A 26,033-nucleotide genomic window follows, 5' to 3' on the forward strand; every position below is an offset into this window, starting at 1 on the left:
TGAGAACGTTTGTGTAAGGCTCTCTTATATGATAAGATCTAAACTTTAATAGATATCGTGAAGGATTACTCACTCTTTTCAGAAGAGGACTTTGTCAATGATGAATTCTTTCGTTCATGGGTACTTACACCAAATGAAAGAACAATAGCATTTTGGACAAGCTGGCTGGCAGATCATCCAGAGAAGAAAGAACACGTAGAAGAAGCAAAACGAATTCTGAAACACTTACGGTTCAGTCAACACTCCCTTTCAAATGATGATATTAGTGCCTTATGGAATAATATTAAGTTATTTGAACATACTGAAAGTAAAGTTCCGACAAAGAAACGAGGCAAAAGGTTATTGCTAAAAATAGCAGCTTCTATCATAGTCTTCATCTCTTTTGGAATCACTTATTACTTTATACAATCATCCGTTTACTTAACAACCTATAATACTGCTTTTGGTGAGACTAAAATGATTCAACTTCCTGATAGTTCTACCGTCATTTTGAATTCTAATTCAGCCCTCCGTTTTTCTGATGAATGGGAATCAAAAGGTAGCCGGGAAGTGTGGCTTGATGGTGAGGCTTTTTTCTCGGTGGTTCATCTCAAGAACAATAAACCTTTTAAAGTACTTACAGGAGAAGGAGTGGCAGTGGAAGTGCTTGGCACCTCATTTAACGTCTATCATCGAGTCAAAGAAACAAAAGTAGTACTCAATTCAGGAAAGATTAAGTTGCAATTATCAGAACAGAATGCTTCTCAAAATATAGAGATGAAGCCTGGTGATTTTATTGAATACAAAAATAAAAGCTTCAGTAAAAAGAAAGTTAATCCAAAAACATATAGTGCATGGACAGAGAATAAATTGATACTAGACCACACGAGTCTGCGCGAAATGGTAAGCATGCTACGTATGAACTACGGTGTAGAAGTTACTGTAAATGATGAGCGACTACTGAATCAAACTGTCTCCGGATCTATGCCCATTACCAATGTAGAAAGTTTAATTCAACAGATAGCACAATCATTTCAAATAAAAGTCGAAAGAAAACCAACCGGATATGTAATGTACGAATAGAAGTAACTAAACTAAACTTAACCCAAACAACTATGAAAAATTGTTACTTATTAATTAGTGTATTCCTGCTGATCTTGTACCAAGGGACAGCACAGTCGCCTGAAGTGTATGCATCAGCGCATGAAACTTGGCGAACAAAAGAAAAGCACTTTGGCTCTAATTCTCTAAAAGAGAGCCTGGAAGAGGTGGAAAAGGTTTTTCACATCTCAATTGCCTATAAAGACGAGTGGGTAGAAGGGCGAAAGGTCAACCTTGACATAGCTTCTTATAAAACTGTGGAAGATGTTTTAAAAGCCTTGCTTCAAGATACTGATCTACATTATAAAAAGGCAGGGGATTCATTTTATGTGATTACAAAAGCGAAGGCAATGACAAGCTTGAGTGATTTTCAAACAACATCAGCTTCTACGCTTACTTCCCCTAACATCTCGTTTACATCATTAACTGAAGCATTTGATGTGCTTCATGGATTAGAGGAAGATGGTAACTCTAATAACTACTATTCTGCAATTACTATTACTGGTACGGTGACTGATGAGTCAGGAGTAGCCTTTCCTGGCGTGAACATCATTGTCAAAGGAACCTCTGTAGGGGCTTCTACTGACACTGACGGAAAGTACACGATTGCAGTAGATAATGAGAGTGCCGTTCTTGTTTTTTCATTTGTAGGTTATGCTTCTAAAGAAGTAGTTGTTGGAAATCGTACAGTAATAGATGTTGCTTTAGAGCCAGATGTACGGTCACTGGGTGAAATTGTGGTAACTGCTTTGGGTATTGAGAAGTCGACCAAAAGCCTTGGTTATGCTACAGCAAAAGTGAATTCGGATGAACTAGCCATTAACAGAACACCTAACGTTATGAACGCTCTGCAGGGCAAGATTGCAGGCGTTAGCATCTCTGCCTTGGGTACCGGCCCTGGGGGAACTTCTAAGATTCGTATTCGCGGACAATCATCCATATCAGGACAAAATAATCCACTGATTGTTGTCAACGGTGTTCCCATTGATAATACAAATTTTGGAACAAACCCAAACAACCTCGGTTCCGATGGTTCCTTAGGTGTACGAGGAGGCGGTGGTGGTAATGGAAATACTTCTGACGGTGGTGATGGTCTTCAAAGCATTAACCCCGATGACATCGAAAGTATGACGATTCTAAAAGGTGCGGCAGCAGCTGCGTTGTACGGGTCACGTGCGAAGGATGGTGTAATTATGATTACAACCAAAACAAAAGGTGAAAGCCGAGGTATTGGAATAACGTATAACATGAATTATACAAATGAAACTCCCTTGGATTTTACGGATTATCAGTACCAATATGGCCAGGGTGAAAATGGAGTTCGCCCAACAACGCCCAATCCAACATCTGGTCAATGGTCTTTCGGGGAGAAGTTTCAGCCCGGCATGACGCAAATACTATTTGATGGAGTTGAAGTTCCTTATGTACCTCAACGGAACATTATAAAGAAGTTTTTCAGGCATGGTCAGAATCTTACTAATACAATTACATTATCGTCTGGCGGAGATAAAGGAGGATTTAACCTTTCACTCTCTAATCTTGACAGCAAAGGTATAGTACCTAACAACTCTTTTACACGAAGAACTGTTAATCTTGGTTTTGAACATAAACTTTCGGAGCGGTTAAGCTTTACAGGAAACATCAACTACTCTAATGAGTATAATAAAAATGCTCCTAATGTTGGACAACAGGATAACACAATACCGGTGTCTTTATACAATCTAGCTAACTCGATGCCACTGTGGTTATTGGATGCCAAGAAGTACAACGCTCAAGGAAACGAGTACCCTTACTCACGGTTTATGAACCGTACAAATCCTTACTGGACATTGGCTGAGCAATTCCAAAACATCCGCAGAGATAGGATCTTTGGAAATATTGCTATTAAATATGATATCCTTCCATGGTTGTCTGTACAAGGTCGTATAGGCCAGGATTACTGGTCTCGTGATCAAGACTACAATAACTTCCCTACAGGACAAGCTTCCCGAGGACCGGCTCCTTTAGGATACGTAAATGGTATTTACACCCAGGAACAAAGAAGATTTAGAGAAATAAACGCAGACTTTCTCGTAACCGCTACCCGTAACTTTGGTGACTTCGGGGTTAATGTAAACTTTGGTGGAAATCAAATGAGAAGGCGTTCTGATCTGAATAGTGTTCAGGTTACTGACTTTATCGTTAAAGATTTGTATACAGTACAGAACGGACGAGGTAAGGACCCTCTTTATGATAGGATTGAACGTGGTGTTAACTCTTTGTACGGATCTGCTGAAGTATCCTACAAGCAGTTCTTGTTCTTGACAGGAACATTGAGGAATGACTGGTTCTCAACCCTTTCTCCAGCTAACAGAAGTATCTTATATCCTTCCGTTACTGCAGCTTATGCATTTACAGAGTCGTTTGAAGCACCATCATGGCTATCTTTTGGTAAGCTAAGAGCGGCGTATGCCAAGGTAGGTAGTGATACCGATGTACCTCCTTATTCTAATGTGCAGTTTTTTGGACCAAATGCTAATCTTGCTCCAAGTCCAACAGGTGCGCTTCTTCCACTTGGTGCTGCACTGAGCACTACACTGTATAATCCTAATTTAAGACCAATGACTTCTGAAGAAGTTGAAGTAGGCCTTGAGTTAAAACTCTTTAATAACAGAGTAGGTGTTGACATTGCTGCTTATAATAAACTTACTACTGATCAAATTGTTCAGGCTCAAATTTCTGATGCATCTGGTTATGTAGACCAACGTATTAATAGTGGTAAAAGCAGAAACAGAGGCATTGAAGCAATGGTTAATCTTGTGCCTTTTGAAACAAACAATTTTACCTGGGAATTTACAGCCAACGGTGCATATAACATCACCAAAGTGCTAAGTCTTATTACTGATACACCAGGTGAGAGAATTACAGTAGGTACGCACATATTTAATGGTGAATTAAGACAAGTTGTTGGAGAAGAAATGGGTCAACTTGCAGGCTTTGGCTTTAGAAGAGATGATCAGGGAAGAAAGATTTTTGGATCAAACGGTCTTCCATTACGTACCAATGATCTTGTTTACTTTGGAAGCGCACTGCCAAAATGGGTAGGAGGCTTTACCAATAACTTTACATACAAAGGGATAAACCTTTCTGTACTCATTGACTTCAAGCTCGGCGGCAAGATGATTTCTGGTACTAACTTTAATGCGGTTCGTCATGGACTACATAAGATGACGCTTGAAGGGAGAGAAGGTGGCGTAATAGGACAAGGTGTAACAGTAACTGGAGAACCTAATACCGTTGCTGCACCTGTTCAAACTTATTGGGAAGTAGTACGGTCTCAACAATTAATTGAACCCATTGTGTATAACTCTGGCTACTGGAAGTTGCGCCAGATTACACTCGGTTATGACTTTACACGATTCTTACCACAGCAATTCCCTATAAAATCTGTAAGACTGAGTTTTGTAGCAAACAATGTGTTGATGTTGAAGAAGTGGGTTCCTAATATCGACCCGGAAAGTTTTGGGTATAGCTCCGACAATCTTGTTGGTATGGAGTCAACGGGACTTCCTACAACAAGAAGCATGGGATTCAATTTGAACGTTAAATTATAATTTGAGCAACATGAGAAAATTAATTATATATAATATAGTGGTTTTGTCTCTGTGCATAACCACCTCTTGCGATAATGGTTTCGATGAGCTTAATACAAGCAAAGTAAATGCGACAGAGCTTAATCCGATTCTTCAGTTAAATTTTGCGGTCATCAACTCCTCTTTTTACACCGGTGATGGTGGTGGTACTCCGATTATTTATGACATGGCTATCGTTCAACAGCTAGTAACACCAAATTCAGGTGTGGTGTCAGGCGGAAATTACAACCAGGATAACCGTGATGCATCATCAAGATTATGGCAAAATTACTACCGTAACGTAATCAGAAATACGAGGGATGTAATACGGCTTACCCAGGGATCGCCAGAGCGAAGCAACTTGTATAACATGAGTCGCATTTTCCAGGCTTATGGATTTATGGTTCTGACTGATACTTATGGAGATATCCCATATTTTCAAGCTGGGCAAGCTTATCCCAACAGGGCGAACCTCTTTCCTGAATATGATCCACAGGAGAATATCTATACTGATATTATTAAAGAATTAACGGAAGCTTCCGCTGCCATAACAACAACAGGTAATCCGGAACCTATAGATCTTCTATTTGGTGGTGATATGGCTAAATGGAAGCGATTTGGCTATTCGCTGCTGTTACGTGCGGGAATGCGCTTGAGCAAAGTTGCTCCTGATAGGGCAGCCTTAGCGGTGCAAGCTGCTTTTCAGGGAGGTGTCATGACTTCCAATGCAGATAATGCGCTTATAAAGCATGATGCTAATTACCCTAATACGTTAGGCAATACGTTGAATGGATCCGAATCTTCAAGTTTTTATCTAGCAGCTCCATTTGTTAATCAATTGAAGAGCACGAATGATCCACGCTTGGAGTCAATCGCGATACGCTACAAAGGAGCATCGTCAGGTGCGGAACAAACTGTAGACAGGTCTACCAAGGCGGCTGCCGATCAGGTTGGTATGCCTATGGGATATGATGGAAGCACTATAAAAAATGCAGTAACAGCTTTAGGTTTAAAAAGCTTCTATGACTTTAGTCAGGTTGATCGCAGGCGTATGGCAAAGAGAGATGCACCTATGTTTCTTGTTACATATGCACAAACGCAATTGCTCTTGGCTGAGGCAAGATACAGGGGTTGGATTACCACTGGTACAGCAGAAGATTATTATCAAAAAGGAGTACGAGCACACATGGAGCAACTTGCCACCTATGATGTAGGTGCAGCTGTACCTGAGGCATCGATCCAACCTTATCTTGATAACAATCCATTGGTTGAGGCTACAGCACTTGAACAGATTAATACGCAATATTGGATCGCTTCGTTTATGAACGCACCAGAAACTTTTGCGAATTTCAGGAGAAGCGGATTTCCTCAGTTAGCACCTAATCCGTATCCTGGAAAAACTATTACTGGAAGTTTTATCAGGAGAATAACATACCCTAATTCAGAGATATCAGTCAACAATGAAAATGTAAAACGAGCTACGGACAAAATGGGACCAGACAATTTAGACACCCATGTATGGTGGGATAGCCTATAATTTAAAAATGTATCAGTCCTTAAGGATAAGGCTGATACATTTCTTAACAAATAATCCAACTTAAAAAATTCCTAACTTTTTTAGCTATGTAGCTACATCAAGCACAACAACCATTGAGACTATGAAGAGAGTTTATTTAGCGTTGATTTTCAGTTTCATTTTTTGTCAGATTATCGCGCAGCAGGTAGCGTTGACTAAGGAACAAATAATTGGTATGACTCCCGAATGGAAAGGTGATCGTTTACCAGATGGGAGACCCAATGTTCCAGATAAATTTTTGCAACGTCTTAAAAATATATCACTCGAGGAAGCTTGGGGTATACTGCGCAATGCAGGTTATAATAATCAATTTGAGGGTGACTGGATGGTGTTAAAACCAGAAAAGGTTTTGGTAGGACGTGCCCTTACTGTTCAATACCTGCCCAAAAGAACTGACTTTGATAAATTGATCAGAGAAAAAGGTAAAGCCGAAGGCCGCATTGGAAATTTCAACTCATGGCCAATAGATATGCTGAAGCCTGGTGACATCTATGTTGCGGATAGTTACGGCAAGATTGTAGATGGAACCCTTATTGGCGACAATCTTGGAAATTCAATTTATGCAAAATCAAAAAATGGGGTGATCTTTTATGGTTCTGTCAGGGACGCAGAAGGTCTTGAAAAAATTGATGGATTTAATGCTTGGGTGAAAGGTTATGACCCTTCTTATATACAAGAAATGATGTTGGGTGGAATAAATGTTCCGATTCGTATCGGCAGGGCTACCGTTTTGCCAGGTGATGCTATTTTAGCAAAAAAGGGAGGTGTTGTTTTTATTCCTGCGCATCTTGTAGAAGATGTTGTTCTTAACGCAGAATTTATTGCTTTACGCGATCAGTTTGGACACCAACGGCTGCGTGAGGGAAAGTATACTCCTGGAGAAATCGATCAACAATGGAGTGATCCAATTAAAAAGGACTTCTTAAGTTGGCTAGATCAAAATACTTCAAAGCTTCCAATGACGCGCCAGGAGCTTGACGAGTTTATGAAGAAGAGAACCTGGTAAAAAGGTTTAATATTTTTTGCAGTAAAACTACTATCCCACTAGTAGTATTCAAGTACCTAAACAAAACCAATACAGACATGAAAACACCATCTCAGAAAATGTTAAATAAGTTAGGAGTGAAAGATCCTGTTCGGGATGAAATTATTAGCCCTGATGAACACCAGGGCCAGCAGAAAGAGAATGGACGCAGGGAGTTCTTTAAGAAATCTGCGCTGGGAGGGATGATGCTAAGTGGGTTTATGTTTAGTTCAATGGAAGATACCATTGCTCAATCTACATCAAAAGTTAACAGGAATTCGTCACCTTCTGATTTACGCATTACGGATATGCGATATGCTGTTGTAATGAATGGCTATGCGCGGTGTCCTGTTATTCGTATTGATACGAATCAGGGAATTTATGGTCTTGGAGAAGTAAGAGACGGTGCCTCATGGAGATATGCAATGTTTTTAAAGAGCCGTATTGTTGGGATGAACCCTTGTAATGTAGAAATGATCTTTAAGCGCATAAAACAATTTGGTTTTCATGGAAGGCAAGGTGGCGGCGTATGTGGTGTTGAAATGGCGTTGTGGGATCTTGCCGGAAAGGCGTATAACGTTCCTTGCTACCAGCTCCTTGGAGGAAAGTACAGGGATAAAGTTCGTTTATATGCAGATACACCGGAAGGTGAAAATGAAGCAGATTTTGTGGCGCGAATTAACCGACGTCTTAACGAAGAAGGATTTACCTTTATGAAAATGGATTTCGGTATTGAATTACTGAAGGGCATACCTGGAACAACAAGCAATAGCAACTTTTGGGATATTGGACGGCAATGGACAAATGAACCAATGACATATGGAGGAACAGAGCATCCTTTTACCCAGGTTCAAATAACTGACAAAGGCCTCGATATCCTTACACAACGTATTGCGTTGGTCCGTGAAAAGATGGGTTATGAGATTCCGTTAGCGTCTGACCATTACGGCCATTTTGATCATAACAATGCCATACGTCTCGGCAGGGCAGTAGAGAAATACCGCCTTGCCTGGCTTGAAGATTTGATTCCCTGGAAATTTACGGATCAATGGAGACAGATTACCGATGCTATTGAAACACCAACGTTAACAGGTGAAGATATTTATCTGAAAGAAGAATTTATCAAGCTTATTGATACGCACGCAGTAGATATTGTTCATCCTGATCTTGCTACTTCGGGTGGCCTTCTCGAAACCAAGAAAATCGGGGATTACGCCGAGGAAAGGGGCGTTGCCATGGCAATGCACTTTGCAGGAACTCCAGTGTCATTTATGGCCAATGTACATTGCGCAGCAGCAACACAAAATTTTATGGCACTCGAGCATCACTCGGTAGACGTGGATTACTGGATGAATCTGGTGAAAACGAAAAAGCCGATGGTTGAAAAAGGATTTGCTATTGTTCCTGAAAGTCCAGGCCTTGGTGTAGAGCTAAATGATGAAGTAGTAAAGGCGCATCTTGATCCTGAGAATAAAAATTATTTTGCGCCAACACCTGAGTGGGATAAAGATCGTTCATGGGACAGACTATGGAGTTAACAAGTTTTACATCTGCGCTTCATCATTTATTATGAGTGTTTAACATACAACTTAAATGAACGGAACATATAGAACCTGGTATATAGCTGCTATTGTATTCTTACTTGCCTACATTCTTGTTACCATGCAGGCGCATCATGCATATGCAGGATGGTTACTGATGTTATTTTTTGTTTCCCTGGCGTTGGCTTTCCGAGGCAATGAAATATTGAAAGGCTACTCGTACACAATAATGATTTTTGCAGCGGTAAGTCTTTCAATGTATTATCCGCAATATTTCATTCAGATCGGTAGCTTTAAATTCTCAACCTTAATTGTACCGCTTCTGCAACTCATTATGTTTGGTATGGGAGCAGCGCTAAGCTGGAAAGATTTTGAAGGCGTGCTTCATATGCCAAAAGGCGTATTGCTGGGTATTGTTTGTCAATATTCTATCATGCCTTTTGTAGGGTGGGGGCTTACCAAACTTTTTAGTTTTCCTGCCGAGGTAGCCGCAGGAATTATTCTTGTAGGCAGTTGCCCGAGTGGTTTGGCCTCCAATGTGATGTCATACCTTGCAAGAGCAAATTTAGCGCTCTCTGTTACACTTACTGCTATCGCCACATTAATGGCCCCGATAATGACACCTTTCTATATGAACTTGCTGGCGGGACAATATGTAGAAGTAGATTTCTGGGCAATGGTATGGGATATAACTAAAATCATAATCATACCTGTAGGAGCAGGGTTAATCTTCAATCACTTCCTTCATGGAAGGTTTAAGGCATTGGATAAAGTGATGCCACTGGTATCGATGATCAGTATCGCGCTAATCATCGTAGTTATAACTTCTGCCGGAAGAGATGGATTGCTAACCGTAGGACCTTTGTTGATCCTGGCTACGTTTATTCATAATACATCAGGTTATGTATTAGGGTACTGGAGTGGGCGGCTCTTCAGAATGGCAGAAAAAGATTGTAGAACTATAGCGATTGAAGTAGGATTGCAGAACGGCGGGCTCGCATCAGGGTTAGCTTTAGCCATGGGTAAACTTGCTACCGTTGGCCTCGCACCTGCAGTTTTTGGTCCTACCATGAACATCACGGGTTCGTCACTTGCACTTTGGTGGCGCAGCAGGCCCCCGGCTGATGAACCTAGCAAAACAACCGTGGCTCCTCAGGCTTTATAATGCGTTTTAAGCGCACTTCTTTAAAAGGGACGCTTGAGTATCAATTAAACGATGCGTCCCTTTTTGCGCCCTTTAAACGGTATATATTCTGGTATGTAGTAGTCTTAAAAGAGGCCGACTTTATATCTCTACCTTAAGATCAAGCATTTGCCTAAGGAGTACGGTATTAAAGGTTGAAACACTAAATTTGATATATGAGGGGGCTGGCTGTCAAGTCTCCTCTAAGTCTCCTCTAACTCTCCTCTAAGTCTCCTCCAATACTTTCCCAATACTTTCAAAGACTTTTCCATACTTCCTAATACTTTGAGAAACGCTGAGTGCTTCAAATACTTTCAAGTACTTTGCAATGAATTACGGTATCAAAAGTAGTTACTAAACCTTATTGGGATCAGGATGTTCCCAAGGCCCGCGATATGAACGTTTCAATAGGGCTGTTGCCTCTGCATCGCCGACTACCTGTTTCGTTTTAGGATCGTATACCAACGGTCTTCCCAGCTTCATGGACAAATTAGCAAGAATGCAGGAAGCTGTAGAGATATGGCCTTCTTCAATATCGGCCACGGGCCTTCCCTTGTCTTCAATTGCTTTTAAGAAATTTAACATGTGCGCCCGTGTTGCAGGAGCAGCCTGTAATTCGATTCGTTCTTCTTTAAGATCTTCCGGATACTTTTCTTTCTCATACAAAACATCTTTATGGATTTTATTACCATCACCGTCAGGAACAAAATCATACTTCATTGTACTTAGGGCAAGGGTTCCTTTATCTCCGTATATTTTAAGAGCCCAGGGGTATTCAGGATCTGCCGGTGTTCCCCAAGTTCTGTGTTGCCAAACGCAGTTCAATTCATCGTATTCAAAAACTGCCGTTTGCGTATCTGAGATATCGGAACTGCTTTCTTTTTGTACGTAGATACCCCCTGTTGATGTAATCCGTTTCGGCCAACCCAGGTTTAACAGCCAACGGGCAGCATCGAACATGTGAACGCACATATCGCCTACAATTCCATTTCCATATTCAGTAAACGATCTCCATCTTCCATGAGGCAGACCATCAAAAGCTCTTAAAGGCGCGGGTCCTGTCCATAAGTCGAAGTCAAAAAAGTCAGGTACTGGCTCCTGATGCAGTTTGTTGTTTAACCGCATGTGGTAATAGCAACACATTTCTACATGAGATATTTTTCCTAACAGACCAGCATCGATAATATTTTGTTTGGCTTCAATCCAATGAGGTGTGCTTCTTCTTTGCAACCCTACCTGTACTACCCTGTTATATTTTCTTGCAGCAGCAAGCATTGCTTCGCCTTCTATTACATCAACACTTATTGGTTTTTGAACATATACATGAGCTCCTGCTTTCATTGCTTCTATTGCTGTGAGTGCATGCCAATGGTCTGGTGTTCCTATCAGAACAATATCGAATTTATGGTTGGAGAGCATCTTTCTATAGTCGCTATACAACAAGGGTGTTTTAGAAAGACTCATTCGTTCTTTTACAAGGGCTCCTGCCTTGTTCAGCATGTTCTTATCAGGGTCGCATAGCGCAACTACTTCAACAGGCACCACTTGTATTAATCGAAACAGGTCGCTTTTGCCATACCAGCCACAGCCGATTAAACCCACTCTAATAGATTTTGCGGGATTAATTATATCAGTTCCATAGGCAGCGAACGTGGTTAACGCGAGGGAAGCTGTTGCGCCCTTTAGAAAAAGTCTTCTGTTGATATTGAAATCTCTCATGCTGTGAAATATATCTTAGGCGATAATATATGTTTAATAATATTGATGGGCAATGTTTTAATGTAAGATTCTGCATCTATGGATATATAAAAAAGGTCTGCGTTATAAGCGCAGACCTGGACTCGCAATAAAATTATACTTACTTATTGAAGTTCATAAGCTCCGATGTCATAAGCGGTGCCTTTTAAACGTGGCTTCTGAATATAATCTACAGGAATATTTAATGTAGAGATGCTTGTGCCTTTATTAACAACAGGAGAAGAACTTGTGAGCGCAAAATTATCACTGGAAGGGCTCGCAAATTTTAGAGAGCTAATGTCCCTCGTCTGGTAGTTGTTCAGCATTTTTACAGGCACTGCTTTGCTAAGTAAAAAGATAAAAGCCTTCTCGCCATTTTTTGCATAAGCACCTGGATTAACAATCAGGTTGTTATAAACATAGTTCATCTTTACTTCATCTGCATAGATACGGATTCCATTACCACCCGGATTTATTATCGTGTTATTAACGAAATGAAAACCTGCGCCTATGCTGCGATCTTCACAGAAGATCCCATCTTCACCAGCGTTTATTATTACGTTGTCATGTACAAAGTTTTGAGGGTTACCGATAATCATAACCGCATTGCCTTTGCCACCTTTAATGAAGTTGCCGTAAAACTTGCCAATGCCTGCTTCGCTAAATTGTACACCGTGATTCTGATACAATTCATTTTTAACCCCGTAGTTGTAAATCTTATTATTATATACTTCAGAGCCCGATGGTGTTGAGCCTACCTGGATGGCTTCCCAACCAGAGTTCCTCACCACGTTATTATATATTTTGAGTCCTTCAATAGGGTGAGGATAACGTACTCCGCAAGAAGTATTAACGCCCTTGCTCCAAAATGTATGACCTACATAAAATCCTTCTCCTTGTGTATCATGAACATAATTATCGTGAAGACGAACATCTTTCATAACGAAGTTACCACGAATAGTAGCATCATCACAACTTGGATCTGTCTTCGCCATAATTCCGGAGAAACCCGAATTGGCAACTTCAACATGATCAAACTCAACATTGGTAGTTAAGTATTCAAGGGTAACGCTATGGTGACCACCATTTACTTTAATTCCATAAGTAGTTCCGGTACCTCCTGTGATTCTGAAGAACGAGCTAAGCTGTGTTTTTATACCAAAGTATGTTCCAGTTCCATTTATAGTAACCGTGCCACCACAGTTTTTTATAACAACAGGAGCTGATGCAGTTCCTCTGATGTTTTTAAATACAATATTTCCGTATGTTGCCCCACCTTTCAAGCAAATTACATTACCTGGTTTTATACCTAAGGTTTTCCCGTCAACAGTACTTGTCTTTGTCGATACGGGAACGGTATAAGTACAACCACAGTCATTGGTTGCAGTTGCTGAAATAGTAGGGTCATTAATCTCGTCCTGTGGGAGAACCTCTTCGTCATTGCATTGGGAAAACAAAAATGTGATACACACGAGTATTGCACTCATGAAGCGATTTACGTTGAGATGTTTTAGCATTAAAAGAATTTTGATTTGATGATGATTATTTTGCAGCCGTTAATGTGGGGTTTCTGTTCTATGTAATCTTCATAGATTAATTTTTTTTCGAATAATAGTGTGCTAACGCCTTAATGATAAACTTTAGTTCGCTAAAAGATAATGGCACCGGTAAACAACAGAATATATCGATGAAAGTAGCAACCAGAGCAAGCAGGTATTGTTAAGCCGTGCTAATAATTAGTATGTAATGCTTGGGAAGTGGTAAGCACAGGGAGAAACGGCAATACCGAAAAATAACAGGACTCCTAAGGGTTGCTTAGAAGTCCTTTGACTAAAAGGGAGTGTTTAGTCAACTCACTGATTAATGTAACTATAATTCAATTTTTCCTTTGATTTTATCAAGGGCTATACTTGCAGCCAGATAGTCATACACTGCTTCAAGGTAATTTGATTGAGCCGTAGATAGAGCCAACTCAGCATCAGTTAATTCAAGCCTGGATGAAATGCCACTCTTGTATCTATATTGTATGATATTGTAACTGACTTTTGCCGTCTGTTGAACAATAGCTGTATTCTCGACCCTGAGTGACGATTCCCGGAGGTTGGCTATAGCCTGATGAACCTGAGCTGTAAGTTGCGCTTGTTTGTTTTGCACCAACAATTGTGACTGATCTCTTTCAATTCTTGCCTGCTTTACCTTTGCCTGTGTACTAAATCCCGCAAATAGTGGCACTGACAATTGTAAACCGACATAAGATGACGAAGGATAATGTGCGTTCGAGTATTCAAAATCATTCGTTTGACTTTGAATCTGATATTGAGCAACGAGCGAAAGCGTAGGCTTGCGAAGGGCAGAGGATACCTTAATCTGTTGCCTTTCAATTTGTTCTTGGAGTTTTAGTAACTGCAATTCCGGATTGTTCAGCCGTACATCTTCAAGCACCTGCTGCTCACTTTCATTGGGTATTGATGTAGGAACGGTAAGAGAATCGGTCAATGTAAAATCTGCTAATGAATCTACACCAATCAAAGCCTTGAGTTCCAGTTTAGCCGTCTCTGAAAGAAAGGAAAGCTTAACAAGATCAGGTTCAAGATTCTTTACAGATGTATAGGCTCTCAAAGTGTCTACCCGCAACCCTTTTCCCTGTATAAACAGCGACCGTGAATCTTGCAGTACGCGTTTGTTCCGGTTGATGCTTTCCTGTTGCAGACGGATTCTTTCCTGCAATACAAGAATCTGGAGATAACGGGTTTTAATTTGTGACAGTATGTCTAACTGCTTTGCTTTTGCTGCAACCACTTTATGCTGCAGTTGAATCTGCGCTTCATGAAGGGCAGGAAAAGCCATGGGATTAAAGAGGGGCTGAACAGCTGAAACGTAAGTGCTTAGCTGATCTTTTCCTCCAAATCTTCCGTACGGTATTTTTCCACCTTCTGCATTTGTGCCAAATCCAAAGAAAGCGGGAAGATCAAAATAATGATTAGCAAGCGCATTAGCAGAGACAGAAGGAAGTAAAAAACTTCGCGCTATGGTGCGTTGTTGCTGCGCTCTTTCTATTTCGAGCTGACTTGCTTTTAACTCAGGGTTATTTGAAGAAGCCAGTGTCAATGCATCAGCCAGCGACAAATTTTGACCTTGTGTGTTATTGCTTAATAAAAATGCAAGTACAGCCAGGATCAGATATGTTCTAGAGTTCATGGTTATTTCTTAAACGGTAATGGGTTGTGTTTTCGAGAACTCATTTTCCTGCACATCCTTATGAACATAAGCACGTGAGAAGTAAGAGTATACTGAAGGTATGACATACAAAGTGAGTAGACCTGCAAAGAGGAGCCCACCAACTACAGCAATACCCAAAGAAGTTCTGCTTCCTGAAGACGTGCCAAGTGATAGTGCAATTGGTAGTGTACCAAAGATCATGGCTAAAGTAGTCATGAGGATAGGACGGAAGCGGGAGCTTGCTGCTGACAATACAGCATCTTTTACATTAAGGCCCTCTTCTTTTCTTTGGTTTGCAAATTCCACTATCAGAATACCATTCTTGGTAATGAGGCCAATCAGCATGATAATACCAATCTGACTGAAGACGTTAATTGATTGTTCAGTAATCCACAAGCTAAGAACTGCACCCGTTAACGCCATAGGAACAGTTAATAAGATAATAAATGGATCGATGAGACTTTCAAACTGCGCTGCGAGTACAAGATAAATTAACACAATAGCGAATATGAATGCGAAGATCAGGCTTGAGCTACTTTCTGCGTAGTCGCGGCTTTGTCCTCCCAATGCTGTAGTAAATCCAGCAGGCAATGTGCGCTTTGCTATTTCATCCATTTCTTTTATGGCTTCACCAAGACTAACACCTGCAGAGGGTGTTGCTGAGATGGTTACACTATAAGATTGGTTGTAGCGGTATATGGCAGGAGGACTAACACTTTCTTTCATTGATACCAGGTTATCTAATGACACCATTTCACCAGTTTGTGATTTAAGGAAAAGAGAATGGAGATTCGCTGGCGCCGAACGCTCTTCTCTCTCTAACTGACCAATCACCTCATATTGCCTGTCGTTGTAGATAAAGTATCCATATCGTCTTCCACTAAGCGCAAGTTGTAACGTACGTCCAATTTCCTGCGTAGAGATTCCGAGCTGCGCAGCTCGTTGACGGTCTATGTTTATACTTATTTCGGGCCTGTTGATTTTAAAATCAGGATCCTGAAAACTTAGTTTTTTACTTTGATAAACCTCATTCATTATCTTCGGAGTGATGTTTACCAGGCTTTGCAGATCGGGAGCTTGTATGATGTATTGAAGAGGTTGTGAGCTTGAGAAGCCCCCAATTGTTGGGATTTGAATAGGAATGATGATAACGTTCCTGAATCTCCCTGATGCAGCTACAAGTTTTTCGTAAACCTGTTGTTGCGTCATCCCACTCTTCCTTTCTTTAGGGTCTTTTAAAAAGATCCACTGAAAGCCTCCATTCACTGGTTGTACGAGAGTTCCTGATGATGCTGCTACTGCGGCGTAAGTACGATTTTCATTAAGATCAGGAATAGAATCTGATACAAAGTTATTAATCTCTTTCATGGTTTGCTCCATGCTTTCGTAGGAGGTTCCCTCTGGTGCGATAACAGCAAGACCAATCATCGATCTGTCTTCAAGCGGTGCGAGCTCTGATGGTAACTTAGGCAGGAGAAACCACGCAATGGCAAATGAAAGTACCAGTAAAACAAAGCCCAGCCACCTCACCTTAAAGAATGCATTCAATGAGCGCTCATAGGCATGGTTGAGTCTTTCAAACCAAGGCTCTGTTTTTCGATACAACCAACCCTGCGATGCATTCGCTTTTAAAAGATAGGCGCTCATCATAGGGGAAAGGGTTAAAGCAACGAAGGCTGAGATTAGCACAGAACCTGCTACTACAATTGCAAATTCTTTAAACAGCTTACCGGTTATTCCGCCAAGGAATAGAATAGGAAGAAACACGGCAGCAAGCGTCACCGTAGTAGATATTACAGCGAAGTAAATTTCGTCGGAGCCTTTTCTTGCGGCTTCTATCGGCTTCATTCCCTTTTCAATTTTACTGTAGATATTTTCAAGAACTACAATAGCATCATCCACTACCAGACCTATGGCAAGCACCAATGCCAGTAATGTGAGCACGTTAATTGAGAAGTCAGCCAGGTACATAATAAAGAAGGCTGAGATAATAGAGACGGGAATAGCTACCAATGGAATGATTGTACTACGCCAGTCGCGAAGGAAAATGAAAATGATTAGCGCAACCAATACGAAAGCGAGAATCAAAGTCTCTTCCACTTCTGTTAGTGAGTTCCGAACAGGCACAGTAAAATCTTTTCCCAAAGCAATGGTATATTCTTTTGGTGCTGATTTAACAATTTCCTCAAAGCGTTTCTTGAACTCATCAACAATAGCAAGTGAGTTGGCACCCCGTTGAGGTGAGACACCCGTACCTACTCCATAGGCGGCTGTTTTACCTTCGCCAATAATCATTGCAGTTCTTTCATTCTGTGATGACATCACCGCTGTACCAATATCTTTAAATCTAACAATGGCACCATCTTTCTGCACAATGATCATGTTATTGAAGTCGTCTTCCGTTACAAGTCTTCCCTGCGTGCGTAAGGTAACTTCTGTGTTTTCGCCTTCAATTCTTCCGCTTGGAAGGTCTACATTTTCTCTTTGTAATGCGGCCTGTACATCAGCAGGAGTAAGGCCAAGCGCAGCGAGTCTAAGCGGGTCCATGCGTAGTCTCATGGCGCGCTTGCGTCCTGCATAGGTATCTACCAGACGAACACCAGGAATAGATTGTAGCTTTTCTTTTATATTGATGTTTACAAAATCAGTAACATCTTCCAGGCTTTTGGTATTACTTTGAACAGTGAGGAAAACCAGAAAATCTGCAGGCCCTGCCTTTTCAACAATAGTAGGTTCTATGTCGGAAGGAAGTTGCTGACGTGATTTTGAAACCTTATCACGAACATCATTAGCCGCAGCTTCCAGGTCTGTATCAAGGTTAAACTCTACTGTAATAATACTTACCTGCTCGCGCGATACAGACGAAAGGGCACGGATACCATTTGCTTCTGCGATTGCCTCTTCGAGTGGTTTAGTAACCTGCGATGCGATGATATCGGCGCTCGCACCGGGGTACACCGTGGTTACCATAACAATAGGAGAATCAGTTACCGGATATTCTCTTGTTCCAAGAAATGTATAACCAACTATTCCAAAGAGAATCAGTAGTACTGACATTACGCCAGCTAACACCGGTCTCGATATACTTATTTGCGATATTGCACTCATGCAAACTTTAAATTAATGCGTTTTATTTTTATTTGATGGCGAGAAGATTCACCTGTGTTCCAGGCGCAAGTCTTAAGAGGTTGCTTGTAATCACTGTATCTCCTGCAGTAAGACCTTTAACTATTTCTATAGAACCGGTACTACGCTGACCAATCTCAATTGGTTGTAACTGCGCTTTCTTATTTTTTGACACAAATACAACGTATCCGCCAGGAGAAGGAATTAGTGCATGTGAAGAAATAGCAAGTGCATTAGGAGATGTTTTTAAGGACAGCGTTATACGAGCACTTTGACCAGGAAGAAGTTTGCCTTCTGGATTAGGAGAAACTCCTCTCACCAGGAGACTTCTTGTATCGGTATCTAAGCTTGCCGCTTTTGCTGTGATCCTGGCTTTATAAACTTTTTCATCAGAGGGGGTAGTAAAGGATTGTTCACTTCCCACTGATACAGTATTTGAGTATTTTTCAGGGATTGAGAAGTCTACTTTTACAACACTGTTGTCTTCAATGTTAGCAAGTACTGTGTTAGTAGATACAACAGCACCGGGATAGGTGTTAATGATTCCCACCTGCCCATCAAACGGTGCAACAATTCTTGTCTTATCAATGATGGTAAGTAGTTCCTGAATCTGAGCCTGAAGTACTTTTAAATTGGTAGAAGCTTCATCATAATCCTGTTGCGCAATTGCTTCTTTTTCAAGTAGATCCTTTAGTCTTCCTTCATTAAGCAACGCGAGTTTCTCTTGTTGTCTTAATTTCTCTAACTGGGCCAGTAAGTCTGAATTATCAAGTTGAAAAAGTAATGTGCCTTTCCTTACCTTACTTCCTTCTTTTACATTTACTTTGGTTACTTTTCTTGTTAACTCGCTCACGATACTTACTTGTTGATTTGCAAGAATTGATCCTGTTACAACAAGTTCGTCACTTACTACGCCGGGCTTTACTACCATTGCGTCTACGGGTATTCCTGTAAATGCAGGGGCCGATGTTTCTGTTGCAGGCATTTCTTCAGCTTTGATGGTACATGCAGCAACGCCAGCAACCAGTAGCGCATAGCCTGCTAAAATTTGCAGGTCAATAAATAGTCGATGTCTAAAAAATGAATTCATAGGTTAATTGTGGTTTTTATTGAAGGCTTTTGTTATGTTATTTTTTTTGATTTGCTTGATTTTGTTGATCGGGGGTAACATTGGTGTCGATTCATTCATTCGCTTTATTTTATATATTTAAATATTTCGATACATTTTGTTAAAAAAATTAGTCTTTTTTAAGGCACTTTAGGAAGTCTATATATTCATCAAGAAGTTTATCGTTTAAAGTATATCGGACGTTCCTTCCTTGTTTCTCACTGATTACAATTTCAGTATCCGTTAACAATTTCATGTGGTGGCAGATTGAAGGCTGAGCGAGGTTTAGTACGTTGTCGATGTCACAACAATAAAGCGGATCGCCTTTCTTCCTGATCTCCTGGATAATGATAAGACGATTGGGATCACCTAAAGCTTTTGATATCTTCTCAGCCTTCTTCGCGTTCATAACAGATACGATTTAGTTATCTATTTATCGAAATATTTCGATATGTCTAAATACGCTCGATTTTTATAAAAGGTTCAGTTGCCTTGAAAAAAATTTAAATAAATTAACCTATCAGATGTTAGTACCTCAATCTATCATCAAGGTCTGCCTCCCCTAGATGTTTATATAAGGAACTAGGAGTTTAAACAGATAAAACAATTGGCTATAAATAAAGAAGGGCTGTCCTTGTAAGAACAGCCCTTGGCTTATTTTGGAGATAAAGTAAATTATGCTGTTAATCCTTCAAGCAAGGACTTGGCCTTTTTCTTTCTTGCTTTTACAGGCTTCAGTAGGCTCTTTCTTAGATCTAATTTTACAGAAAAATCCGTCAAAGCATTCATATAATTTATAAACGCCTCGTAAGGAGAAGGATAAGGACTAAAGTAATTATGTATTGTTCCGTCAGTTCCTTTTTTTGTCGACATATAATAGAAATGATCACTGGTTTGTAACAATCTCCATTGCTTTAATGTCTCTGCATCGTTTAATGCTTTAACAGAAGAGTCAAGCTTTACGAGCGTTTCAAAAGCATCACGTTGAAGGTCATTGCCTACCCAAGCTGATAGATCTCTTTCATTATCAGCCCATGACACAAAATGAGGGCAATCTAAAACGGCTTGAGGTTTTATGGTGTCTACAGCTTCAGTAGGAGTGAGCATCTTAAAAGTGCTGTCAGAAGCTATACCCGACAACATGTTCTCAAGGAATTGGAAAATGCCACTTTCCTTTTTGTGATGCTCGCCAAATGTTTCGTAGTCCATGGCAACATTAACAACCCTTTCATGGGTTGGAATATCTTTAAGCCATGTTATATATTGATCCGCTGTAAGACCACTATAGTGCGAAAAGCGGAAGGCAATGTCATCACTTAAAATAAAGTTACGTAACAAAATGCTTAAACCTTCCTCTGTCGGGTGTTGATAAACCTGGTTAGGGCTCTTATCATTACTAAGAACTCTCGCAACACCATCTGTGAAAACACCTTTAAAGCCCAACAGAGCCGCACGTCTGCCAACATCATCGCTGTAAATCAACTCAGTGTTTCTGAATACGGTTGGCCTTTTGCCAAAATGTTTCTCGATGAGCTCCGTATGCTTGAGTGTCTGAATTTCGAATTCATGTCCAGGAATAAGTGTTGCCAAAGAGTGGTAATAAGTTTCTCCGAGAAATTCAACCGATCCTGTTTCGGCAAGGTCTTTAAAGCTTTCAAGGACCTCAGGAGCAAACGCCTCAAACTGATCCAGTGTAACACCTGAAATCGAAAAAGCTATCTTGATGCCAGGGTATTTCTTAATGAGCTTAAGCAGAAGTTGGTTGGTTGGAAGGTAGCATGATGCTGCAACACGCTCCAATATCTGTTGGTTTTGTTGATCATCAAAAAGACCAGAATCCGTACCTATGTCAAATAGCCTAACAGTACGAAGTCTACGAGGCTGATGAACTTGAAAATAGAATACTAGATTTCTGCTGCGATCACTATTGTTCAATAAGCTCATGATATAGGTTATTAAGTTTTTTAGCGGCGTTATCCCAGGTAATCCCTTTTATATGCTTTTTACTGTTTTTCTTTAGTGTTTTATGCAGGCTCTTATACTTTAATACGCTACAAATAGACTCAGCTAATTCATTGGTATTCCAGAAATCTACCGTTATTGCATGCGGCATAACTTCGGCTACGCCAGACTGCTTTGAAATTATAACAGGTACCCCAGCCTGAATAGCTTCTAATGGAGCAATACCAAAAGGCTCGGATACTGAAGGCATAACATAAAGATTTGACATCTTCCATACCTTCTGAATATCATTACCTTTTAGAAAACCAGTAAAGTGAAAATGCGATGACATCTTCAGCTGCGCCACGCGTTGAATCATTGCAGGAAGCAGATCTCCTGAACCAGCCACGATAAAACGTGCGTCTGGAATTTCCTTTAGAACCTTTCTTGCGGCTTCTACAAAATAAAGTGGACCTTTCTGATGTGTTACCCTTCCGAGAAAAGTAACTACCGGAGCTTTTCTTAAAGGAGACTTAAACTCAACTTTTTGTTTTTTCTGTGGAATAATTCCGTTGTGAACTACGCAAACCTTTTGTTCAGCGATGTTATATTTATTAACTGCAATTCTTTTAGTCCATTCACTTACAGTTACAACACGGTCGGCTTTTTGCATACCCCGTTGTTCAATTGCATGTACTCTGGTATCTACGTTATCGCCAGTGCGATCAAATTCTGTTGCATGAACATGTACTACCAGTGGCTTACCGCTTACCTCTTTTGCCGCAATGCCTGCCGGGTATGTCATCCAATCATGGGCATGAATTACATCGAAAGAAAACCGTCTTGCTATTTCTTCTGCTACCTGTGCATAGCGTTCAACTTCGAGTAATAGGTTGGCACCATAAGAACCTGAAAATGTATAAGTAACTTCTTTTACAGAATCCGATTCTTCAATTGCATTATCACTATTAATGTGTTCTTGTGGTTGTGTTTCTTGTGCTTCAGTTTGATCGGCAGAAGTTGTAAGTTGTGATGCCTTACTTGCCAATTCTGATGACGTATTAGATTCTGTATTGGATTCAATTGGGCTATTATTTTTTCTATCACCGAATGAATAATTCCAATGGTTAACTTCACTAGAGTGCTGTTCGAAGTCAGGAGCGCGATAAGCTGATAATCCAGAAGGAATTTCTATGTATGTAAAATTATCTTCTTCTTTTACTGAAATTATGTCTCCAGTATTTGTTGTATAGATAGTGGAGGGTTTAACGTCCTGTTTTCTTGAATCTGAAGGAATTGTATTAACGGCTGATTTGTTTTCCTTCTTTGAGTCAATATTAATATCAGGAGAATTTAACTTAATAGTTTTATAAGGAATAGCGCTTGCATTAATCAAGCTCGTTTTTACCGTTGGTTCATCACCATGTAGTTTAGGTACCACGAAAAGAACATCTACATCCTCTTTCCCAAGTGAATGAGTAAGGCCATAGCAGGCTGTTCCAAGACCACCGGAAATGTGGGGAGGGAACTCCCACCCAAACATCAATACTTTCATGCAACGTATAGGTTATTCAAGATTATCAGGTTCAGTTGTTAAAGTTTCTGTTTCTTTAGCCTGCTTTACTTCCAAAGCTGATCAAATGACAACCGCAACAGTTAAAAAGTCATGCCTGTATTGAAGAATATCAATATTTAGATAGCAAGAATAAGATTATCGGATTACTATTCCCTTAAAAAGTATACACAATCGTAATAGTAACCCGGTTAGAAGTAGCCCACGTCTAAAAAAGGTATAGCAAGAACATCGTATTGTAGAATCAAGTCTACAAACAGCCGCTTTAAATTGCACGAAGTAGAGTCAATAAAACTAGTTTCAAGTATTTTGGGAGTTCCGTTTTAATGTACCTAAGAAAGACGGAAAAGCTTAGAACTAGTTGACGACAGCCTTCTCTGCCACACTTTCTGTCGAAAGGTTTTCTCTTTTTTCTCCAATTATCAACCGCATGCCCTTATCGTAGCTAAAGTAGCTAAACATCCAATTAAGCAGAACGATAGTTTTATTGCGGAAACCAATAATAGACAATAGGTGGATAACCATCCAGATTAGCCAGGCAATTAAACCTGTGTATCTTAATTCTTTACCGAATACCTTGAGATCGGCTACTGCCCTGTTTCGCCCGATGGTAGCCATTGAACCCTGATCGCGGTATTTAAAGGGGGACATTTTTTTTCCTTTAAGATGATTTTTAAGGTTTTTCGCTAGTAATTTCCCTTGTTGCATAGCAGGCTGAGCCATCATGGGATGTCCATGAGGGTGTTCGGGAGTAATCATTGCAGCGATGTCGCCAACAGCAAATACGTTTTCATATCCGACCACCCTGTTGTACTCATCAACTTTTATTCGATTGCCGGAAACAACGCATTCTTTATTTAACCCATCAATAAGAGATCCTGTAACGCCGGCGGCCCATATTAAGGTGTGGCTATGCAAACGTTCTCCGGTATCAAGAAGAACTGTCCGTCCATCATAATACTTTACTTTTGAATTAAGCCAAACCTTAACGCCATATTTCTCCAAGCTATGTAGGGCTTCCGCTGATGCTTTTTGTGACATACCCTTGAGTAGTTCCTGTCCGCTTTGCACCAAGTGGATGTCCATGTTCACAAAATCCAGCTCTTTATAATCTTTCGGAAATACATGCTTCTTTAATTCACTAAGCGCTCCTGCTATTTCAACACCAGTTGGTCCGCCACCTACAATTACATAGTCCATGAGACTATTAAGCTGTTCCTGATCATCTGTTTGAAGTGCCTTCTCAAAGTTGTAGAGAATTGTATTTCTTAATGACAAAGCGTCTTCAATCGTCTTTATACTAATTGCCTTCTCCTTAATCTTATCGTTACCATAAAAATTAGTTGTAGCTCCTGTTGCAATTATTAAATAGTCATAACGGAATAATCCTATGGATGTGAACACGACCTGCTGCAGCGTATCAACAGACTGTACTTCAGCAAGCCGAAAATAAAAGTTATCCTGTTCGTCAAACATCTTCCGGAAAGGGTAAACAATGGACTCCGCTTCTAGTGCAGCCGTTGCCACCTGATAGAGGAGGGGTTGAAAAGTGTGGAAGTTTTGCTTGTCGATAAGCACCACCTGAACAGCCGCGCTGCATAACTTTTTAGCAAGCTCAAGCCCTGCGAACCCGCCCCCAACTATTACTACCCGTGGTTTACCCGTTTCCGGAATTATAGCATGTTCTGTCATGATTAGTGATTAACTGTTGCAGTTTCCAATCCTAAAACTTCACTGGTCATTGATCTGATGTTCTTTAATAATTGCGCATCCTTATCTAATGGTTGTGCATATGAGGGAATTAGTTCTTTTAATTTGCTTTGCCATTGAGGCGATTTAATATTCTCAGGGAAACATTTATTTATAAGGTTCAGCATAATAGACACTGCTGTGGATGCCCCCGGCGAGGCTCCTAACAAGGCTGCAAGACTTCCGTCTGCTGAACTGATTACTTCAGTTCCAAACTCCAGCACCCCAATATTCTCCTTATCTCTTTTAATAACCTGGACACGTTGTCCGGCGACTTCCAACTCCCAATCTTCCATTTTTGCATTAGGAAAATACTCCCGTAACGCTTCAAACCGATCTTCCGGAGATTGTCTTACCTGATTGATCAGATATTTTGTCAGCGGTATATTATCAAGACCCGCCGCAATCATAGGAATAATGTTATCTGGCTGAATTGATTTAATCAAATCAAAGTAGGATCCCTTCTTTAGAAATTTAGTAGAGAAGCCTGCATAAGGTCCGAAGAGTAAGGCTTTCTTGCCATTGATCATCCGGGTATCCAGGTGAGGAACCGACATAGGCGGCGATCCCACGGAAGCTTTTCCATAAACTTTCGCGTAATGCCTTTCTATCACATCAGGGTTTGTACATTTTAGCCATTGACCGCTTACTGGAAATCCTCCATAACCTTTTCCTTCAGGTATATCAGATTTCTCAAGTAGACGAAGTGATCCACCACCCGCACCTATAAATACAAACTTTGCGTTAAGTTTGGTTTTGTCTCCGGTTTGTCTGTTTTTAATCTTTACTCTCCATGAACCGTCTTTGTTTCTTTTGAGGCCTTTAACATCATGATTGAATAGAGAAGTAACTTCGTCCATCTGTTGAAGGCAATTAAACATGCATCTTGTCAAAGCGCCGAAGTTAACATCTGTTCCTAGGGACATGCGGGTGGCAGCATACTTCTGAAACTTATCCCGGCCTTCCATTGTAAGAGGCATCCAAACCTGCAAATCCTCTGGATGTTCGGAATATTCCATTCCCTTGAATAGATGGCAATCCTGAAGAGCCTCATAGCGCTTCCATAAATAATCAACGTTTTCTTCGCCCCACACAAAACTTATATGTGGTATTCTATTAATAAAGCTGGATGGAACTTTTATAATCTTACTTGTAATCAAATGAGACCAATACTGCTTTGAGATCTCAAATGATTCAGCAATTTTTACTGCCTTAGAAATATCAATAGAACCATCGGCTCTCATAGGCGTGTAATTAAGTTCACAGAAGGCTGAGTGCCCGGTACCGGCATTATTCCAGGCATCGGAACTTTCCGCTGCCGCTACATCTAGTCTTTCAACGATTGTTATTTTAAGATTAGGCTGAAGCTCCTTTAAAAGAAGTCCCAGTGTAGCGCTCATAATACCTGCGCCTATTAAAATTACGTCAGAACCAACAGGTGTTTTTTCGTTTAAATCCATATATCTATTTAAGAATAAATTCTATGCCTTTTTGCGGAAATATAGCCGCTTTTCCGGCATTATTCTTTTATGAATGAGTTTAAGTTAAACTAAAACCAGTTGATT

16 protein-coding genes are annotated in these 26,033 nt (G+C 40.5%); 6 read left to right on the plus strand and 10 right to left on the minus strand.

Annotated features, from left to right (window positions below; translation table 11 throughout):
- Positions 1–57: 57 nt before the first annotated feature.
- The 6 genes from KK060_RS10230 to KK060_RS10255 all read left to right on the plus strand — a co-directional run bounded on the left by KK060_RS10230 (position 58) and on the right by KK060_RS10255 (position 9,997).
- Positions 58–1,062: a FecR family protein gene (locus KK060_RS10230; protein ID WP_254153627.1), complete on the plus strand. Its 1,005-nt coding sequence runs from the start codon at positions 58–60 to the stop codon at positions 1,060–1,062.
- A gap of 32 nt (positions 1,063–1,094) precedes the next feature.
- Positions 1,095–4,673 (plus strand): SusC/RagA family TonB-linked outer membrane protein, encoded by a 3,579-nt coding sequence (locus KK060_RS10235; protein ID WP_254153628.1) that lies wholly within the window; start codon positions 1,095–1,097, stop codon positions 4,671–4,673.
- Positions 4,674–4,683: 10 nt separating this feature from the next.
- On the plus strand, positions 4,684–6,228 hold the full coding sequence (locus KK060_RS10240) for a SusD/RagB family nutrient-binding outer membrane lipoprotein (protein ID WP_254153629.1): 1,545 nt from the start codon (positions 4,684–4,686) through the stop codon (positions 6,226–6,228).
- Positions 6,229–6,349: 121 nt separating this feature from the next.
- A complete protein-coding gene (locus KK060_RS10245) occupies positions 6,350–7,273 on the plus strand; it encodes an RraA family protein (RefSeq protein WP_254153630.1) in 924 nt (307 codons plus the stop codon).
- A 77-nt stretch (positions 7,274–7,350) separates the two neighbouring features.
- Positions 7,351–8,829 (plus strand): mandelate racemase/muconate lactonizing enzyme family protein, encoded by a 1,479-nt coding sequence (locus KK060_RS10250; RefSeq protein ID WP_254153631.1) that lies wholly within the window; start codon positions 7,351–7,353, stop codon positions 8,827–8,829.
- A gap of 55 nt (positions 8,830–8,884) precedes the next feature.
- On the plus strand, positions 8,885–9,997 hold the full coding sequence (locus KK060_RS10255; protein ID WP_254153632.1) for a bile acid:sodium symporter family protein: 1,113 nt from the start codon (positions 8,885–8,887) through the stop codon (positions 9,995–9,997).
- Positions 9,998–10,369: 372 nt separating this feature from the next.
- On the opposite strand, the gene KK060_RS10260 is transcribed toward KK060_RS10255, so the two are convergent.
- From KK060_RS10260 to KK060_RS10305, 10 genes are all read right to left on the minus strand, one after another.
- Positions 10,370–11,734 (minus strand): Gfo/Idh/MocA family protein, encoded by a 1,365-nt coding sequence (locus KK060_RS10260; RefSeq protein WP_254153633.1) that lies wholly within the window; start codon positions 11,732–11,734, stop codon positions 10,370–10,372.
- Between the two features lie 143 nt (positions 11,735–11,877).
- Entirely contained in the window at positions 11,878–13,239 is a 1,362-nt protein-coding gene (locus tag KK060_RS10265; protein WP_254153634.1) for a right-handed parallel beta-helix repeat-containing protein, read from the minus strand.
- 382 nt (positions 13,240–13,621) lie between these two features.
- Positions 13,622–14,950: a TolC family protein gene (locus tag KK060_RS10270; protein ID WP_254153635.1), complete on the minus strand. Its 1,329-nt coding sequence runs from the start codon at positions 14,948–14,950 to the stop codon at positions 13,622–13,624.
- Positions 14,951–14,959: 9 nt separating this feature from the next.
- Positions 14,960–18,079, minus strand: coding sequence for an efflux RND transporter permease subunit (locus tag KK060_RS10275; protein WP_254153636.1), 3,120 nt, complete (start codon positions 18,077–18,079; stop codon positions 14,960–14,962).
- Between the two features lie 28 nt (positions 18,080–18,107).
- Entirely contained in the window at positions 18,108–19,187 is a 1,080-nt protein-coding gene (locus KK060_RS10280; protein ID WP_254153637.1) for an efflux RND transporter periplasmic adaptor subunit, read from the minus strand.
- 148 nt (positions 19,188–19,335) lie between these two features.
- Entirely contained in the window at positions 19,336–19,614 is a 279-nt protein-coding gene (locus KK060_RS10285; RefSeq protein ID WP_254153638.1) for an ArsR/SmtB family transcription factor, read from the minus strand.
- Positions 19,615–19,880: 266 nt separating this feature from the next.
- Positions 19,881–21,149, minus strand: a complete 1,269-nt coding sequence (locus KK060_RS10290; protein ID WP_254153639.1) for a glycoside hydrolase family 57 protein — start codon at positions 21,147–21,149, stop codon at positions 19,881–19,883.
- Entirely contained in the window at positions 21,130–22,701 is a 1,572-nt protein-coding gene (locus KK060_RS10295; RefSeq protein ID WP_254153640.1) for a glycosyltransferase family 4 protein, read from the minus strand. Before KK060_RS10295 ends, KK060_RS10290 begins: the two co-directional genes overlap by 20 nt.
- 375 nt (positions 22,702–23,076) lie before the next feature.
- The gene (locus KK060_RS10300) at positions 23,077–24,411 is read right to left on the minus strand and encodes an NAD(P)/FAD-dependent oxidoreductase (protein WP_254153641.1); all 1,335 of its coding nucleotides are present in this window, start codon (positions 24,409–24,411) and stop codon (positions 23,077–23,079) included.
- 2 nt (positions 24,412–24,413) lie between these two features.
- On the minus strand, positions 24,414–25,928 hold the full coding sequence (locus KK060_RS10305) for a malate:quinone oxidoreductase (RefSeq protein WP_254153642.1): 1,515 nt from the start codon (positions 25,926–25,928) through the stop codon (positions 24,414–24,416).
- Positions 25,929–26,033 lie beyond the last annotated feature (105 nt).

The organism is Chryseosolibacter indicum (genome assembly GCF_018598585.1).
Classification (GTDB): domain Bacteria; phylum Bacteroidota; class Bacteroidia; order Cytophagales; family Cyclobacteriaceae; genus Chryseosolibacter; species Chryseosolibacter indicus.

Excerpts from the sequence above, each read along its gene's own strand:
- KK060_RS10235 (WP_254153628.1), top strand. The coding sequence starts at position 1,095 with ATGAAAAATTGTTACTTATTAATTAGTGTATTCCTGCTGATCTTGTAC.
- KK060_RS10240 (WP_254153629.1), top strand. The coding sequence starts at position 4,684 with ATGAGAAAATTAATTATATATAATATAGTGGTTTTGTCTCTGTGCATA.
- KK060_RS10245 (WP_254153630.1), top strand. The coding sequence starts at position 6,350 with ATGAAGAGAGTTTATTTAGCGTTGATTTTCAGTTTCATTTTTTGTCAG.
- KK060_RS10250 (WP_254153631.1), top strand. The coding sequence starts at position 7,351 with ATGAAAACACCATCTCAGAAAATGTTAAATAAGTTAGGAGTGAAAGAT.
- KK060_RS10255 (WP_254153632.1), top strand. The coding sequence starts at position 8,885 with ATGAACGGAACATATAGAACCTGGTATATAGCTGCTATTGTATTCTTA.
- KK060_RS10260 (WP_254153633.1), bottom strand. The coding sequence starts at position 11,734 with ATGAGAGATTTCAATATCAACAGAAGACTTTTTCTAAAGGGCGCAACA.
- KK060_RS10265 (WP_254153634.1), bottom strand. The coding sequence starts at position 13,239 with ATGAGTGCAATACTCGTGTGTATCACATTTTTGTTTTCCCAATGCAAT.
- KK060_RS10270 (WP_254153635.1), bottom strand. The coding sequence starts at position 14,950 with ATGAACTCTAGAACATATCTGATCCTGGCTGTACTTGCATTTTTATTA.
- KK060_RS10275 (WP_254153636.1), bottom strand. The coding sequence starts at position 18,079 with ATGAGTGCAATATCGCAAATAAGTATATCGAGACCGGTGTTAGCTGGC.
- KK060_RS10280 (WP_254153637.1), bottom strand. The coding sequence starts at position 19,187 with ATGAATTCATTTTTTAGACATCGACTATTTATTGACCTGCAAATTTTA.
- KK060_RS10285 (WP_254153638.1), bottom strand. The coding sequence starts at position 19,614 with ATGAACGCGAAGAAGGCTGAGAAGATATCAAAAGCTTTAGGTGATCCC.
- KK060_RS10290 (WP_254153639.1), bottom strand. The coding sequence starts at position 21,149 with ATGAGCTTATTGAACAATAGTGATCGCAGCAGAAATCTAGTATTCTAT.
- KK060_RS10295 (WP_254153640.1), bottom strand. The coding sequence starts at position 22,701 with ATGAAAGTATTGATGTTTGGGTGGGAGTTCCCTCCCCACATTTCCGGT.
- KK060_RS10300 (WP_254153641.1), bottom strand. The coding sequence starts at position 24,411 with ATGACAGAACATGCTATAATTCCGGAAACGGGTAAACCACGGGTAGTA.
- KK060_RS10305 (WP_254153642.1), bottom strand. The coding sequence starts at position 25,928 with ATGGATTTAAACGAAAAAACACCTGTTGGTTCTGACGTAATTTTAATA.